Origin of the sequence: Allobosea sp. TAB14 (assembly GCF_052113865.1) — a bacterium.
Lineage (GTDB): Bacteria > Pseudomonadota > Alphaproteobacteria > Rhizobiales > Beijerinckiaceae > Allobosea > Allobosea spartocytisi.
Genome location: NZ_JBFRDQ010000035.1, coordinates 1 through 16,623, shown reverse-complemented (window position 1 = coordinate 16,623; position 16,623 = coordinate 1). Strand labels below are relative to the sequence as shown.

Sequence of the window (16,623 nt, the reverse complement as noted above, 5' to 3'; positions counted from 1 at the left end):
CGGCTTGTCCGGGATGACCTCGATGAGCAGGACCAGCGACCGCATCATGATCACCCGCATCCGCAACGCCGACATCGTCATCGCCTATGATCCGGCGGCCGACGACCATGTCTATCGCCGCAATCTCGATGTCGTCTTCGACGAAAGCGGCATCCTGCATCTCGGCGGTGGCTTCACCGGCGCGGTCGCGCGCGAGATCGACGGCGCTGGCTTCATGGTCATGCCCGGTCTCGTCGACATCCACTCGCACCCATCGAGCGAGCCCRGCAACAAGGGCATGACCGACGAGGTCGGCACGCCGAAGCTCTACAACTCGTCGCTCTACGAGTTCCTCTGGCTCTTCCGTGCCGATGCCGAGGGCATCCCGCATCTGAACCACGTCGCCTGGTCGGAACTGCTGATGTCCGGCACGACCACGCTGGTCGACCTCTCATTCCCGAGCGAGGGCTGGCTCGACCGCGCAGCGGCCTCCGGCCTGCGCATGGTCATGGCGCCGATGTACCGCAACGGCCGCTGGTTCACCCGCAACGGCTATCAGGTCGAATACGAGCTCGACGATGCCGCCGGCCGCAAGGCGATGGAAGACGCCTTCAAGGTCATCGACGCCGCGCTCGCCCATGAATCCGGCCGGCTCTCCGGCCTCGCCTGCCCCGCCCAGATCGACACCTGCACGGAGGAGCTGTTCCGCGCCTCGATCGCCGCCGCCAACGAGCGCAACATCCCGATCCAGACCCATGCCGGCCAGTCGATCAGCGAGTTCCACGAGATGGTCCGCCGCAGCGGGCTTTCGCCAATCCAGTGGCTGGACAACGTCGGCTTCCTCGCGCCCAACGCCTCGATCGCCCATGCGATCTTCCTCGACGACCACCCCTGGGTGCGCTGGCCGACCCGCACCGATCTCGCGCGCCTCGCCGAGACCGGCACGTCGGTGGCGCATTGCCCGACCGTCTTCGGCCGGCGCGGCTTCACGCTGCGTGACCTCGGCCGCTATCTGAAGGCCGGCGTCAACATCGGCATCGGCACCGACACCTTCCCGCACAACATGCTGGAGGAACTGCGCCATGCCGGCGTCTATGCGCGCATCACCGGCGAGAGCCATGCGGTGGTGACGACCGGACAGGTCTTCCGCGGCGCGACGCTGGGCGGCGCCAAGCTGCTCGGCCGCGACGACATCGGCCGCCTGGCCAAGGGCGCGCAGGCCGACCTCGTCATGGTCGACCTCACCCATCCGATGATGCGCCCGACGCGTGATCCGCTGAAGAGCCTGATCAACGCGGCCGCCGACCGCGCCGTCTCCCATGTCTTCGTGCAGGGCAAGCAGGTCGTCGCCGACGGCAAGGTCCTGACCATGGACTATCAGGCCGCCTCCGATGGGCTGGAACAGGCGCAGCGGCGCGCGCTCGCCAAGGCCTCCTCGCTCGACTGGGCCGGGCGTTCGGTCGACGAGCTCTCGCCTCCGAGCCTGCGCTGGGCGTGAGGCCTCAGGATTGGCACATGATTTGCTGATCGAATAGAGTGGCAGCACTCTATTCGGATCGATCATATGAACCTTCGCCAGATCGAGCTGCTGCGCGCCGTCATCCGCTGTGAGACGACGGTTCGCGCCGCGCAGGAACTGGGGCTGTCGCAGCCGGCCGTCAGCAACGCGATCAAGCATCTCGAAAGCCAGGTCGGCTTCCCGCTGTTCGAGCGGGTCAACAACCGCCTGTTTCCGACGGCCRAAGCCCGCTCGCTCTACGAGGATTCCGAGCCGATCTTCGCTTTGCATGCGGCCCTCGAGGCGAGGGTGCAGGACATCAAGGAGAACCGCGCCGGCCATATCCGCATCATCGCGACGCCGCCTCTGGGCTACGGCGTCCTGCCCGCGGCGCTGCGCAATTTCCTGGTCAAGCGGCCGAAGGTCAGGGTCTCCTTCGATGTCCGGCGCTTCGAGCATGTGCTGGAGAGCGTCGAGAACGGGACGGCCGAGCTCGGCTTCGTCATGGGCATGGACGACGATCGCGGGCTCGATGCCGAGACCTTCTTCACCGGCGACATGGTTTGCGTCATGCGGCCCGAGCATCCTCTCGCGGCCAAGGCGACGATCACGCCTGACGACCTGCGCGACGCGCCCTATATCGCCCTCGAACAGGGCACGCGCATGGGCACGATCGTCCGGCGCGCCTTCGCCCAGGCCGATGTGCCCCACCGCTTCTCCGTGGAGGTCCGCTATTGCAACACGGCCTGCGTGCTGGCGGAAAGCGGCGTCGGCGTCGCGGTGGTCGACCCGCTTTCCCCGGTTTTCAGCGGTCATTACGACCTGGCCATCCGCCCCTTTGCGCCGGCTTCGGAAGTCAGGGCCTCGGCCGTGCGTTCCCGCAAGCGCCCGATCTCGCGTGCTGCCGACGCCTTCCTGCGCGAGGTCCGGCTGGTGGCTGCGGAAACCGCGGCCAAGCTCGGATCCGGCTGAGCGGGCTCGCGCTATTCAGCTTGCGAATGCCGCCCCGGAAATCCGCATAGACGCCGCCATTGTCCGGCCGCACGGGCTGGCCCAAAGTTTCCCGGCCGCCTCCCGGCGGCGAGGCTCACAAGACAGCGCATGCCCGGTCACCGCCCTATCGCCGGGCGCGCGGCCAGGCCGCAACCGATACCCGACCGGACCGATATGACCGCCACCGCCAGGACGCCGCACACCGACACGACGATCGTCACGGCCGTCGCGGCCCAGCGCGGCTGGGTCGAGACGCTGTTCGATCGCCTTGCGGCCGGCAGCCGCGACGTCCCCGGCATCACGCGCGACACCTATGGCGCGGGTGAGGATTTCGGCCATCGCCTGCTGGCTGAGCATGGCAAGGAACGCGGGCTTGCGGTCTCGCGGGACTTTGCCGCCAACACCTACGTCACCCTGCAAGGCCGCGAGGCGAACGCCCCGCGCATCCTGATGGGCTCGCATCTCGACAGCGTCCCGCATGGCGGCAATTTCGACGGCGCAGCGGGCGTCGTCGCCGGGCTCGTCGTCATCGAGACCTTGCGCGCGCTCGGCATCGCGCCGCGCTGCGACGTCACCGCAATGGGCGTGCGGGCCGAGGAAAGCGTCTGGTTCCAGGTTTCCTATATCGGCAGCCGCTCGGCGCTCGGCACCTTGCCGGACGGGGCGCTGGAGGCGAAGCGCATCGATGACGGCCGCATGCTCGCCGCCAGCATCGATGCCAGCGGCGGCGATTCCACCGCGATCCGCCGGCGCGAGCGCCATCTCGACCCCGCCGCGATCCGCGCCTTCCTCGAAGTCCATATCGAGCAGGCGCCGAGCCTCGTCGAGTCCCGTTTGCCGGTCGCGATCTGCACCGGCGTGCCCGGCAATTTCCGCTATCCCGATGCGCGCATCGTGGGACGGCACGACCATGTCGGCACACCCCGCCGCTTCCGCCGCGATGCCGCGATGGCCGGTGCCGAATTCGCGGTGATGCTCGACCGGCTCTGGCAGGAGGAAGAGGCCAACGGCTTCCCGATGGCTGTCACGCTCGGCCGCTTCCACACCGATCCCGCCGTCCACGGCCTGACGACAGTTCCCGGCAGCTTCGCCTTCAGCCTGGACGTGCGCGCCTATGATCCCGCCGTGCTGGAACGCGTCGAAGCGAAAATGCTGGCGGAAATCCGCGAGATCGAGACGCGTCGGCGCGCCACCTTTGAGTTAGGCGCGCGCGCCAGCGCTGCCGTCGGGCCGGTCGATCCGGTCATCGTCGCCGATCTAGAAGCCGCAGCCGCCCGGCAGGGCATCGCGACGATGCCTCTCGGCAGCCCCGCTTCCCATGATTCCGCCGCCTTCGCCGCCGCCGGCGTGCCGATCGCCATGCTGTTCGTGCGCAACGAGCATGGCAGCCATAACCCGCTGGAGGCGATGGAGATCGACGATTTCCTTGCGGCCTGCACCATCCTGGCGGATTGGGTGGTGCGAGAGGTCGCCTGAGCCCGCCGGCAATGCCATGCTGAACCATAGACCTGCCAGATCGGACCCTTCGCGATGAATCGCCGTCCCCGCATCCTCGTCATCAACCCCAACTCCAACGAGATGGTCACCGAGGGCCTGCGGCAGGCGCTGGTGCCGCTCGCCTTTGCCCAGGGACCGGAAATCATCTGCGAGAGCCTGCGCGAAGGGCCGATCGGCATCGAGACGCAGGAGCATGTCGAAAGCGTCACCCTGCCGCTGCGCCGCCGGGTCGAGGCCGCCAACGACGTCGATGCCTTCGTCATCGCCTGCTATTCGGACCCCGGCCTGCATATCGCCCGCGAGGGCACGGCCAGCCCGGTCTTCGGCATCGCCGAATGCGGCGTGCTCACAGCGCTCACGCGAGCGGACCGCTTCGGCGTGATCGCGATCAAGTCGCGCTCGATCCCCCGCCACATTCGCTATCTCCGCCAGATGGGGCTGATGGACCGGCTCGCCGGCGAGCGCCCGCTCGAAATGTCCGTCGCCGAAAGCGCCTCCGGCGAGGGCACGCTCGCGCGCATGATCGCGATCGGGCGCGAGCTGCGGGACGAGGACGGCGCCGGTGCCATTGTCATGGGCTGTGCCGGCATGGCGCGCCACCGCAGGCCACTGGAAGATGCGCTGGGCGTGCCCGTGATCGACCCGACGCAGGCCGCGGTCGCCATGGCGATCGGTACGCTGATGGTGCGCTAGGAAGGACGAGGGCAGATGACGGCGAACTATGATCTGGTCATTCGCGGCGGCACGGTCGGCTCCGCGACCGGCAGCTTCCGGGCCGATGTCGCGGTCAAGGACGGCAAGGTCGCCGCTCTGGGCCTCGGCCTCGCGGCAGGCGCCCGCGAGATCGACGCGACGGGCAAGCTCGTCCTACCCGGCGGCATCGACACCCACGCCCATGTCGAGCAGGTCTCGGCCGGCGGGTTGCTCAATGCCGACACCTTCGAGAGCGCCACGACCTCGGCCGCCTTCGGCGGCAACACCACGCTGATCTCGTTCGCCGCCCAGCATCGCGGCCTCGATCTCCGCAAGGTCGTCGACGATTATTCGGCCCTCGCCCGGCGCGGCGCGCTGATCGACTATGCCTTCCACCTGATCGTCGCCAACCCGGACGCCAAGACGGTCCAGCAGGATCTGCCGGCGCTGATCCGCGAGGGCCATGCCTCGATCAAGGTCTTCATGACCTATGACCTGATCAAGGTCGACGACGAGCCGCTGCTCGACCTGCTGCTGACGGCACGACAGAACCAGGCCCTGGTCTGCGTACACGCCGAGAACCACGGCATGATCTCCTGGATGGGCAAGAAGCTCGTCGAGAAGGGCTATGTCGCGCCGAAATACCACGCGATCAGCCATCCGCGCGGCTCCGAGGCCGAGGCCTTCAACCGCCTGATCACGGCGGCCGAACTGCTCGATCAGCCGATCATGATCTTCCATGTCTCGACCGCCGAGGGCGCGCAAACGATCCGCGATGCCCGCGGGCGCGGTCTCAAGGTCTTCGCCGAGACCTGCCCGCAATATCTCTTCCTGACCCGGCACGATCTCGACAAGCCCGGCCTGGAAGGCGCGAAATGGATGTGCTCGCCGCCGCCCCGCGAGCAGGCGGACCAGGATGCGCTCTGGCAGGCGCTGGCGCTCGGCGACATCCAGACGGTCTCCTCCGATCACGCACCCTATCGCTTCGACGAAACCGGCAAGCTCTCGGCCGGCCCGAACCCGAATTTCAAGCAGATCGCCAACGGCCTGCCGGGCCTGGAAACGCGATTGCCCCTGCTCTTCGATGCGCTGGTCTCGAAAGGGCGGCCGGAATTCGCCGGGCGCGGGCTCGAAGCCTTTGTCGACCTGACGGCGACGGCRCCGGCCGCGATCTACAACCTGCCAGGCAAGGGCGCACTCCTGCCCGGCTACGACGCCGATATCGCGATCTGGGATCCGGGCAAGCAAGTAACCATCACCGATGCGGCGATGCATGACCTGACCGGCTTCACGCCCTTCGCCGGCCGCAGCGTCACCGGCTGGCCGGAGCGCGTTCTCGTGCGGGGTGCAGAGGTCGTGGCCGAGGGGACGCTGCATGCCAGGCCCGGCTCCGGCCGCTGGCTGCCGCGCGAAGGCGGCCCGGCCGCGACGCCGACCGGCAGGCTCGTCGCCGAGATCGACCCGCAGCGGAATTTTGGCGCGGCGATCCTCGATTAGAAACGCGCCTCTGAGAGCATGCTCGGTCTTCTGGGTACCACCCCGTCATCCCGGGCTTGGCCCGGGATCCGTCGAAGGGTTCCGGGCTGGGCGGTTCACGAACCGTGTGGGGTCCTCGCCGGCATCCTGAACGGCAGGCGGCAGACGAACCTCACTTCAGCTTCGTCTTCGTGGCCGGGAAATCGCGCCAGAAATGGCCGCTGCCTTCCCGGATGACCACGTCCTGCGGCAGGATCTCGAAGGGCGTGTGGGCCGGCAGGGCGCGCAATTCGTCGAAACGGGTGGTGAAATCGCTGCCACTGAGCAGGTCGAACAGATCCTCGAAGCGATCGATGACGAAATAGGTCGCCTGGAAATCATCGATGTAATAGCCGGTGCGCAGCACGCGCTCGATATCGAAGGCCAGGTGGTGGGCGGAAGGGTCGTCCACCACATATTTCGCTTCGCCGAAGGACGAGACGATGCCCGCGCCATAGATGCGGATGCCCTCGGGCTTGCGGATCAGCCCGAATTCGATGGTGTACCAGTTGAGGCGGGCGAGGAACTTCACCCCCTTGGTCTCGACCGCGACGAGCCCGATGCGGCCGTACTCGTTCATGTAGTCGGCATAGGCGGGGTTGGTCAGCAGCGGCACATGGCCGAAGACATCATGGAAGATGTCGGGCTCCTCCAGATAGTCGAGCTGCTCGCGGCTGCGGATGAAGGTGCCGGCCGGAAACTGGCGGTTGGCAAGCATCTGGAAGAAGGGACGTGAGGGGATGAGCCCCGGCACCGCCACGACTTCCCAGCCGGTCAGCCGCCGCAGCCGCTCGTTCATGCGCGCGAAATTCGGCACGCCTTCGGGGCCGATGCCGAGCGCGGCGAGACCATCGAGATATTCCTGGCAGACATGGCCTCGCAGGGTCCGCTGCTGGCGCTCGAACAGCACGCCCCAGATGGCGTGGTCCTCAGGGGTGTAGTGCTCCCAGCCCTGGTCGATGATGCAGTCCTCGACGGTCTGTGCGTTCAGAAGAGCATGTCCGGACATCGCTTTCACTCCTGAGAGCCGGCCCGACTCCGGCTGCGAGGCTCCATATCGTCATAACGAGCGAGATGGCCTCCCAGATCCGGCGGCGCCGCGAGCGAAGTCAGAATAGGCGCGTCTTGGCACTGCTACCTTATTCGACCAGCAGCCGATCGATGCCAGCGGCGCAGAAGCGGGTCAGGCGCTCCAGCAGAAGCTCCGCAAGGCCGGCGGGAGACAACGCCTGACGCTCGTCGTCGAGGCGCGCGGCGCGGTCGCCCGCCGCCATCGTCATGACCAGCGCCCCGACCATGAACAGATAGGCATCCACCATCGCCGCGCGCGAGGCCTGCGGGTAGAGCTGCGCGAAGGCCGCCAGGAATTCCGTCGCCGTCGGGTCGAAATGCTCGGCAAGGACGCCACGCGCGGATTCGCGCGGATCAACAGCCTCTCGCGCCGTCATCATCGCGAAGGCCGCGCCTTGCACGCCCTCTGCGAAGCGCTGCCTCACCGAAGGGCCGATGAAGGCCTCGACCACGGCCCGGATATCGGGCGCCGGCGCGGCCATCGCCTCGTCGAGCGCCGTGCCGCGCGCCAGCGCCAACGCATCGGCCCGGCGGGCGAAGACGGCGCGGTACAGCGCCTCCTTAGAGCCGAAATAATAGCTGAGCTGCGACAGCCGCACCTCGGCCGCAGCGGCGAGATCGCGCATCGAAGCGCCGTCGGCACCGCCCCGCTCGGCGAATGTCCGCTCGGCTGCGTCGAGAATGCGCTCGCGCGTCGGAGCCGCTGCCATCGAATCCCTCCTGAGCAGCGCCCCTGCCCTGCGTGATTTGGCTCTTATCAGAAAGCATGTTCTACGCTATTGGTCGGACGTTCGTCCAAATTTGTGCCGCCAGAGCATGACGGGACGTCAGGAGGAAACAGCATGATGCCAACCGGGCGCCTCGTCGATCTCTCAATCCCGCTCGAAAACGACGTGCCCGCCGATCCGCCCTTCCAGAAGGTTCGGATCGATTACCGTACCCATGAGGGCACCGCGAAGGACATCGCCGCCGCATTCCCCGGCCTGAAGCCCGAACAGCTGCCGGAGGGCATGGGCTGGGCCGTCGAGCTCGCGACGATCTCGACCCATAACGGCACCCATGTCGATGCCCCCTGGCACTACCATCCAACGCAGGACGGCGGCGCCCCTGCCCTCAAGATCGATGAATGCCCACTCGAATGGTTCCTGCAGCCCGGCGTGAAGCTCGATTTCCGGCACCTCCCCGACGGCCATGTCGTCACGCCCGCCGAGATCGACGCCGAGTTGGAACGTATCGGCCATCGCCTGAGCCCGCTCGAGATCGTCGTCGCCAACACCCGCGCGGGCCAGCGCTATGGCGAGGCCGACTATATCGATTCCGGCTGCGGCTTCGGCCGCGAGGCGACGCTGCATCTCGTCCGCCAGGGCATCAAGGTCGTCGGCACCGATGGCTGGAGCTGGGACGCGCCGTTCAGCCATACCGCCCGCCGCTTCGCCGAGACCGGCAACGCCGCCCTGATCTGGGAGGGCCACAAGGCCGGGCGCGAGGCCGGCTATTGCCAGATCGAGAAGCTGCACAATCTCGAAGCCCTGCCGGCGACCGGCTTCATAATCAGTTGCCTGCCCGTAAAGGTGCGTAACGGCTCCGCCGGCTGGACGCGGGCCGTCGCCATCCTGCCCGCCTGAACCGACCATCAAGGGAGAAGCGCATGAGCAAGGTCATCATCACCTGCGCGGTCACCGGCGGCATCCATACGCCGACCATGTCCGACCATCTGCCGATCACCCCCGACCAGATTGCGGAGCAGGCCATCGCCGCCGCCGAGGCCGGCGCCGCGATCCTCCACCTCCACGCCCGCGACCCCAAGGACGGCCGCCCGACGCCGGACCCGGCGGTGTTCATGGAGTTCCTGCCGCGCATCAAGCAGGCGACCGACGCAGTGGTAAACATCACCACCGGCGGCGGCCTCAACATGAGCGTCGAGGAGCGCCTTGCCGCCCCGCTCAAGGCAGCGCCCGAGATGTGCTCGCTCAACATGGGCTCGATGAACTTCGCGCTGCATCCGCTGGCGGAGAAATACAGCGACTGGAAGCACCCCTGGGAGCAGCCCTATCTCGCAGGCACCAAGGATTTCATCTTCCGCAACACCTTCGGTGACATCGAGCGCATCTACAAGATGCTCGGCGAGGGCCACGGCACCAAGTTCGAGCATGAATGCTACGATGTCGGCCACCTTTACAACCTCGCGCATTGCCTCGATCGCGGCTGGTTCAAGCCGCCGGTCTTCCTGCAATTGATCTTCGGCATTCTCGGCGGCATCGGCGCCGATCTCGACAATCTGATGTTCATGAAGCGTACGGCCGACAAGCTGTTCGGCAAGGACTATCACTGGTCGGTGCTGGCGGCCGGGCGCCACCAGATGGCCTTCTGCACCCAGGCCGCGATGATGGGCGGCAATGTCCGCGTCGGGCTGGAGGACAGCCTGTTCATCGGCAGGGGCAAGCTCGCCACCTCCAATGCCGAGCAGGTCGCCAAGATCCGCCGCATCGTCGAGGAGCTCGGCTACGAGATCGCCACCCCGGAGGAGGCCCGTGCCACGCTCGGCCTCAAGGGCGGCGACCGGGTGAATTTCTGAGGCGCCCGGCATGGCGTCTCGCCCCAACCCGCTCGACGGCTTCACCGTCGATCCCACCACGATCCGCTACATCGGCGAGGGCCTGCAGCGGCCGGAATGCATCCTGGCCGAGCGCGACGGCTCGCTCTGGAGCGCCGATGCGCGTGGCGGCGTCGTCCATATCAGGCCGGACGGCTCGCAGCGCCTGATCACACAGACCGCGAGCCGCGGCTTTGCCGAGGCGACGGACGAGGAGGCGCGCTTCGTCTCGGGCACGCTGCCGAACGGCCTCGCCTTCGCGGACAATGGCGACATCCTGATCTCGAATTTCGGCACCGACCGGCTTGAGATCATGACGCGCGACGGCGAGACCCGCGTGCTGGCCGACACCATCGACGGCGCGCCGATCGGCAAGGTCAATTTCGTCCTGCGCGACAGCCGGGATCGCATCTGGCTGACGATCTCGACCCGCACGAAGAACTGGATGAAGGCGATCAGCCCGAACGTCCGTGACGGCTTTGTCGCGCTCTATGATGGCGGAAAGCTGCGCATCGTCGCCGACGGCTTCGCCTTCACCAACGAGATCAGGCTCGATGCCAAGGAGGAATGGCTCTACGTCGCCGAGACCTGCGCGCGGAAGGTGACGCGATTGCGCGTCCTGCCCGATGGCAGCCTGACCGACCGCGAGACCTTCGGGCCGGAGGATCATGGTGCCTGCATCGACGGCATCGCCTTCGACGCCCATGGCAATCTCTGGGGCACCCATGTCTTCACCGACCGGATCTTCGCGATCACGCCGGAAGGCGAGTTGCGCATCCTGCTCGACGATGATCGCGGCAGTGCCGCCGGCAAGGCCTTTCTCGACGCCTTCGCCCGCGACGAGGCGACGCCGGAATTGATGCTCGCCTGCGGCGGCACGATCGCGCCCTGGTGCGCCAGCATCACCTTCGGCGGGCCGGACCTCCGAACGGTCTATGTCGGCAGCCTGAAGGGCTCGCGCATCCCCTATTTCCGCTCGCCCGTCGCCGGTCTGCCGATGGCGCATTGGTAGGTCCAGCACGCTCCATCGCATCACGCTTCAATCAGAACAGAATTCGCAAAACGGAATTCGGGAGGAACCATGAAACGCATCGTCTCCGCGCTCGCCGGCGTCTCGGCGCTCTGTCTCGCAACCGCAGCCCAGGCCGAAATCTCCGGCGCTACCTGACCAAGCCCGGCACGAAATGGTTCCTGGTCACAGCCGACTATGCGCTGGGCCACCAGCTCGAGGCCGATGCCAAGACGCTGGTCACGGCCAAGGGCGGCACCTATGTCGGCTCCGTCCGCCACGCCTTTCCGGCCGTCGACCTCTCCTCGCAGCTGCTGACGGCACAGGGCTCGGGTGCCGACTATATCGCGCTCGCCAATGCCGGCGGCGACACTGTCGCCGGCATCAAGACGGCGCGCGATTTCGGCATCGGTCAGGACAAGCAGAAGCTCGTCGCCTTCTTCCTGACCGCGATGGACGTGAAGAGCGTCGGCCTCGCCGCGGCGCAGGGCACGGTGCTGACCGAGGGCTTCTACTGGAACCTCGACGACCGCACCCGCGCCTTCTCGGAGCGCTTCAAGGCCAAGCACGGCGCGGTGCCCTCGGCGATCCAGGCCGGGATCTACTCCTCCGTGCGGCATTATCTCAAGGCGGTGGCGGCCGCAAAGTCAGACGAGGCGAAGACGGTCATCGCCAAGATGCGTGAACTGCCAATCGAGGACGACGTCGTCCGCAACGCCAAGCTGCGCGAGGACGGCCGCATGGTCCATGATTTCTACGTCTTCCGTGCCAAGCAGCCTGCCGAGTCGAAGAGCGAGTGGGATCTCTACGACCTCGTCGCCACGATCCCCGGTGATGAGGCGTTCCGCCCCTTGAGCCAGAGCACCTGCCCTGCGATCAAGCGCTGAGGCGAGAAACCGTTGCAGCAGCTGAATGGTGCAGGCACCGTCTGATCTCAGGCGAACGGCGTGATGGTTCACGCTCTGAGTAGCAGGTCCAGGGCGCTATCCACACGAATGGCAGCTCTCGGACATTGGCCAGAAGTCTGCTTCTGACGCTTCTCGACAGCCGCCAACGCAAAGTGGGCGGCTCGTTTTTCGGCTGCAAAGGCTCAACCCGTCATGCCCAGATAGCGCGGCAGCCAGAGCGAGAAGACCGGGAAGACCACGAGGGCCAGCAGCGCAACGATCAGCACGGCGATGTACTTCATCATCGGGCGTGTGACGTTTTCGACCTTGGTGCCCGTCATCGCCGCGGTGGCGAACAGGCCGACGCCGATCGGCGGGGCGAAGAAGCCGAGCCCCATCGCGACGACCATGATCGTGCCGAACTGCAGCGGGTTGATGCCGAGCTTGATCGCGATCGGCGTCAGCAGCGGGCCGAACAGGATGAGAGCGGGCGCCCCCTCCAGGATCATGCCGAAGAAGGCCATCACGACAACGCTGACCAGGATGAAGCCGATCGGACCGACCGCATGGCCGACGCCGATCATTAGCGTCGAGATCTGGTCCGGGATGCGCTCGATGGTGATGGCGTAGGACAGGCTCGACGCCGCCGCGACGATGAAGAGAATGCTTCCCGTCATCGCTGCCGAGCGAACGAAGAGCTGCACGATCAGCCGCCAGCTCAGCTCGCGGAAGGCGAGCCCGCCGATCAGGAAGGCATAAACCACGGCGAAGGCGGAGATCTCCGTCGAGGTCGCGATGCCGGCGGTGACGCCGCGCCCGATCATGAGGATCATTGCCAGCGTGACGCCTGCGCCCAGGATCAGCGGCAGCATCGGCCGCTTGGTGCCGCCGACGAAGACCTTCTCGACATCGACGCGGGTGCCGTAGATCACCGCGACGACAGCGAGCGCCGCGGCCATCAGCCCGGCCGGAACGAGGCCGGCCATGAACAGCCCGCCGATCGAGATGTTCGAGACGAAGGCGAAGATGATGAGGTTGACGCAAGGGGGAATGGTCTCGGCCATCACGGCCGTGCAGGCGAGCAGCCCGGCCGTCTCGTTCTCGTCCTGACCGGTCTTGCGGATCGCCGGCATGATGACGCCGCCGACCGCCGCGATATCCGCGAGCTTGGAGCCCGACACGCCGGAGAACAGCGCCGTCGCAATGATAACGATGAGGTTCATGCCGCCTTTCAGCCGGCCCATCATCCGCAGCAGCAGCTCGATGAGGCGCGACGACATCCCGTTGCTCTCCATCGTCAGCCCGGCCAGCACGAAGAAGGGAATGGCGAGCAGCACGAAATGATTGGCGCCGGAGGCGACCTGTTGCGCCCAGATCAGCATGGGCAGCGAGGGATCGGCCAGGAAATAGGCCATGGCGCCGAAGGCGAGCGCGAAAGCGATCGGCACGCCGATCAGCAGGCCGCCCACGGCGGCCAGCGTGAGCAGATGGATCGGCGCCAGGGCGAACTGCGGCAGCAGCGTGTTCCAGCCGGCGATCACCGCGCCGATGGCCAGCAAGGGGACGAGCGCGGTCCAGCGCGGCCCGGCCGGCAGCTTCAGCACATTGGCGACGGCGAAGGCCGCCATCACGAACCCACCGAACAGCACCGGCAGAAGGAAGATCCATTGCGGCAGGCCGGTCGGCGTCAACTGGCCGGCGGTGTCCTCGAAGAGCTGCGCGCTCGATACCAGCAGCGTCGCCGAGACCAGCAGCGTGATCCAGGCGGCCGCCGCCGCGGCGATCGCGCGCCCTTTCGGCGGCAGCATCAGGACGAGCACCTCGATGCCGATATGCTGCGAGCGCGCGAGCACACTGCCAGCGCCGATGAACACCATCGTCGTCATCAACCCCGCCGCCACCTCCTCGGCCCAGTCGAAGGGCGCGTGCAGGAAGTAGCGGAAGACGACCGAAAGGAAGACGACGGCGACGTCGATCGCGAGGATCGCGCCGCCCAGATGCTCGATGAAGAACAGGACCCGCGCGGCAAAGCGGTCCTGCGGCAGGCGCGATTCGAGCGCGCTGCCGGCGGTTGCGACGGCGTCCATGCGCTGATCCTCCAGAGAGCCGGCGGTGGCCGGCGGTCTTGGTTGCCGGAAAGAGCCGTCAGGCCGAGGCCTGGATCTTCTCGAAGAGCGGGGCGGTGGATGGGTACTGCGCGAGATACGGCTTGTAGAGCTCGTCAGCCGTGCGCCGCTTGAGTTCGGCGATCTCGGCCGGCGGCACTTCGGTATAGACCATGCCCTTGGCCTTGAGATCGGTGAACGCCTCTGCCTCGACGTCCTTGACCTCCATGCGCGAGATGCGCGTCGCTTCGTCCGCCGCCTGGCGGAAGGCGGGCATCAGATCGGCAGGGATCTTGGCCAGCCCGCGCTTGCCGATATAGGCGAGCATCGGCGTGTAGATGTGCCGGGTGAGGAAGCCACGATTGGTGACCTCGTAGAGCTTATAGGCGATGGTCGTGCCCGGATCGTGCTCGAAACCATCGACGACGCCGGTCTGCACGGCGGTGTAGAGCTCGTTGATCGGGATCGGCGTCGGTGTCGCGCCGATGATGTTGAAGGTGTCGATGAAGGCCTTGGTCGGCAGCACCCGCAGCTTGACGCCCTTGAGATCCGCGACGCTGGCGATCGGCTTCTTGGTGTAGATGCTGCGCGCCCCGACCTGGAMGCCCCAGCCCAGGATGTTCACGCCCGTGCGGTCGGCCAGCATCTTGTCATAGGCCTGGCCGACGCCGGCATCGAGCGCCTTCGAGCAATGGTCGTAGCTGTTGAAGAGGAAGCCGAGGTCGAGCATGCCGAATTCGGGCACGACCGTGGCCCAGATCGAGGCGCCGGTCAGCATCATGTCGACCGAGCCGACCTTMACCTGGTTGACGACGTCGGCTTCCTTGCCGAGCTGGCCATTGGGGAAATATTCGAGCTTGATGCGGTCGCCGGCGAGCTTGGCGATCTGCTCGGAGAAGGGCTTGTACCAGAGATAATGCGCGCCGAACTTGTCGGCCGGCGCGGCGGACGAGACACGCAGCGAGATCGGCGCGGCCGCACGCAGAATGGTGGGCGCGCAGATGCCAATGACGGCCGCGCCGGCCACGAAGCTCCGGCGGGTGGTAAAGCTGCTCATGATGTTCCTCCGCTGATGGTGTTCGGCCGGCTTGGCGCCGGGCTCGTTGTGTTTCGAGAAAGGCTCAGTCTTCGGGCAGAACCTTGCCCGGGTTCAGGATGCCGAGGGGATCGAGCGCCTGCTTGACCTTGCGCATCATCTCGACGGCCGGGCCGTGCTCGAGCTGCATGAACTTGATCTTGCCGCTGCCGACCCCGTGCTCGCCGGTGCAGGTGCCGTCGAGCTCCAGCGCGCGACGCACCAGCCGGTCGTTGATCGCGGCCGCTTCCGCCAGCTCCCGCGGATCCGACGGGTCGATCAGCAGACCGAGATGGAAATTTCCGTCGCCGACATGGCCGACCATGCTGATCGGGAAGGAAGCATCGGCGATATCCGCCTGCGTCTGCGCGATGCAGGGCGCCAGCGCCGAAATCGGCACGCAGACATCGGTGCTCCAGAGCTTGGCATTCGGGCGCAAGGCCTGAACGGCATAATGGGTGTCGTGCCGGGCCTTCCACAACCGGTTGCGGCTGTCGGCATCGGCCGCCGCGACGAAGCCGAGCGCGCCGAAATCCGCCGCCAGCGCCTCCACCGTCTCCGCCTGCTCGCAGACTCCGGCCTGCGAGCCGTGGAACTCGAAGAAAAGCGTCGGCGCCTCGTTCAGCGCCAGCTTGCTGTACAGGTTGACGGCCCGCACGGTGGTGTTGTCGAGCAGTTCGACACGGGCGATCGGGATGCCGCTCTGGATCACCGCGACAACGAGATCGACGGCGTTCGACACGGCGGGAAACGAACAGACAGCCGCGCTGATCGCCTCGGGAATGCCGTAGAGCCGCACCGTCACCTCGGTGATGATGGCCAGTGTGCCTTCCGAGCCGACGAGCAGGCGGGTGAGGTCGTAGCCGGCCGAAGATTTGCGGGCGCGCCGCGTGGTGCGGATGATCTCGCCTTCCGCCGTGACGGCCGTCAGCGAGACGACGTTCTCGCGCATCGTGCCGTAGCGGACGGCATTGGTGCCCGAGGCACGCGTCGCCGCCATGCCGCCGATGGTGCTTTCCCCGCCCGGATCGATCGGGAAGAACAGGCCGAGATCGCGCAGATCGCTGTTGAGCTGCTGGCGCGTCACGCCTGCCTGCACGGTCGCATCGAGATCCTCCGGCCGGACGGACAGCACAGCATTCATGCGGCTGAGATCGATACAGATGCCACCGCGGACGGCCGTCACGTGCCCCTCCAGCGAGGTGCCGGCGCCGAAGGGCACGATCGGAGTGCGATGGGCGGCGCAGAGCCGCACGATCGCCGCGACCTCCTCTGTCGTCCCGGCATAACAGACCGCATCGGGAGCGAGGCCGGCATGATAGGATTCCCCGCGGCCATGATGCTCGCGGTCGGCGGCGGAGGTCGTGAAGCGTCGTCCGAGCAGCCCTTCCAGCGCCGCCGCAAGGGCGGGGGGCAGACCGCTTGAAACGCTCGGCTGCGCTCTCGCTAGCATGACCTGTTTCCTCCTTTACGCGCTTGCTCAGCGCCGTTGTTGACAGGCTCGTAGCATGCGCTTCATATCGTCGCAACAATTGTATACAGGACACAGGACACAAATTGAATGCGGACGCTTAGGCAGAAATTGGCCGGGCCCGGAATCGTGGTCGCTCCGGGCTGTCATGACGCGCTGGGGGCGCGAATTCTGGAACAGGCCGGGTTCGAGGCCGTCTACATGACCGGGAACGGGCTTTCCGCAGCGATGCTGGGC

Annotated in this window: 14 protein-coding genes; 9 read left to right on the top strand and 5 right to left on the bottom strand. The window is 66.7% G+C overall.

Going from position 1 to position 16,623, the window contains the following annotated elements; translation table 11 throughout:
* Positions 1-22 precede the first annotated feature (22 nt).
* From AB4Y99_RS07485 to hydA, 5 genes are all read left to right on the top strand, one after another.
* Positions 23-1,477 (top strand): amidohydrolase family protein, encoded by a 1,455-nt coding sequence (locus AB4Y99_RS07485; RefSeq protein ID WP_441522883.1) that lies wholly within the window; start codon positions 23-25, stop codon positions 1,475-1,477.
* A 66-nt stretch (positions 1,478-1,543) separates the two neighbouring features.
* On the top strand, positions 1,544-2,449 hold the full coding sequence (locus AB4Y99_RS07480; RefSeq protein ID WP_441522882.1) for a LysR family transcriptional regulator: 906 nt from the start codon (positions 1,544-1,546) through the stop codon (positions 2,447-2,449).
* Positions 2,450-2,644: 195 nt separating this feature from the next.
* Positions 2,645-3,946 (top strand): Zn-dependent hydrolase, encoded by a 1,302-nt coding sequence (locus AB4Y99_RS07475; RefSeq protein ID WP_441522881.1) that lies wholly within the window; start codon positions 2,645-2,647, stop codon positions 3,944-3,946.
* 54 nt (positions 3,947-4,000) lie between these two features.
* Positions 4,001-4,660, top strand: a complete 660-nt coding sequence (locus AB4Y99_RS07470; RefSeq protein ID WP_441522880.1) for an aspartate/glutamate racemase family protein — start codon at positions 4,001-4,003, stop codon at positions 4,658-4,660.
* A 15-nt stretch (positions 4,661-4,675) separates the two neighbouring features.
* Positions 4,676-6,157 (top strand): dihydropyrimidinase, encoded by a 1,482-nt coding sequence (gene hydA / locus AB4Y99_RS07465; protein WP_441522879.1) that lies wholly within the window; start codon positions 4,676-4,678, stop codon positions 6,155-6,157.
* A 151-nt stretch (positions 6,158-6,308) separates the two neighbouring features.
* Here hydA and phhA read toward each other — a convergent pair whose 3' ends face one another.
* Together phhA and AB4Y99_RS07455 are read right to left on the bottom strand one after the other, a co-directional pair.
* Positions 6,309-7,184, bottom strand: coding sequence for a phenylalanine 4-monooxygenase (gene phhA, locus AB4Y99_RS07460; protein ID WP_441522878.1), 876 nt, complete (start codon positions 7,182-7,184; stop codon positions 6,309-6,311).
* 130 nt (positions 7,185-7,314) lie between these two features.
* A complete protein-coding gene (locus AB4Y99_RS07455) occupies positions 7,315-7,956 on the bottom strand; it encodes a TetR/AcrR family transcriptional regulator (protein WP_441522877.1) in 642 nt (213 codons plus the stop codon).
* Between the two features lie 132 nt (positions 7,957-8,088).
* Between AB4Y99_RS07455 and AB4Y99_RS07450 the strand changes: the two genes are divergently transcribed.
* From AB4Y99_RS07450 to AB4Y99_RS07435, 4 genes are read left to right on the top strand one after another with little or no spacing between them, the layout of a single operon-like run.
* Positions 8,089-8,871, top strand: coding sequence for a cyclase family protein (locus AB4Y99_RS07450; RefSeq protein WP_441522876.1), 783 nt, complete (start codon positions 8,089-8,091; stop codon positions 8,869-8,871).
* A 23-nt stretch (positions 8,872-8,894) separates the two neighbouring features.
* Positions 8,895-9,821 (top strand): 3,5-dioxohexanoate:acetyl-CoA acetone transferase, encoded by a 927-nt coding sequence (gene kce / locus AB4Y99_RS07445; RefSeq protein WP_441522875.1) that lies wholly within the window; start codon positions 8,895-8,897, stop codon positions 9,819-9,821.
* 10 nt (positions 9,822-9,831) lie between these two features.
* Complete coding sequence (locus AB4Y99_RS07440; RefSeq protein ID WP_441522874.1) at positions 9,832-10,851, top strand: SMP-30/gluconolactonase/LRE family protein; 1,020 nt, start codon at positions 9,832-9,834, stop codon at positions 10,849-10,851.
* Positions 10,845-11,735, top strand: coding sequence for an ABC transporter substrate-binding protein (locus tag AB4Y99_RS07435; protein ID WP_441522873.1), 891 nt, complete (start codon positions 10,845-10,847; stop codon positions 11,733-11,735). Before AB4Y99_RS07440 ends, AB4Y99_RS07435 begins: the two co-directional genes overlap by 7 nt.
* 203 nt (positions 11,736-11,938) lie before the next feature.
* On the opposite strand, the gene AB4Y99_RS07430 is transcribed toward AB4Y99_RS07435, so the two are convergent.
* The 3 genes from AB4Y99_RS07430 to AB4Y99_RS07420 form a co-directional block, all read right to left on the bottom strand.
* Entirely contained in the window at positions 11,939-13,822 is a 1,884-nt protein-coding gene (locus AB4Y99_RS07430) for a TRAP transporter large permease (RefSeq protein WP_441522872.1), read from the bottom strand.
* A gap of 58 nt (positions 13,823-13,880) precedes the next feature.
* Positions 13,881-14,897, bottom strand: coding sequence for a TRAP transporter substrate-binding protein (locus tag AB4Y99_RS07425; RefSeq protein ID WP_441522871.1), 1,017 nt, complete (start codon positions 14,895-14,897; stop codon positions 13,881-13,883).
* Between the two features lie 64 nt (positions 14,898-14,961).
* Entirely contained in the window at positions 14,962-16,368 is a 1,407-nt protein-coding gene (locus tag AB4Y99_RS07420; protein WP_441522870.1) for an FAD-binding oxidoreductase, read from the bottom strand.
* Between the last annotated feature and the right edge of the window lie 255 nt (positions 16,369-16,623).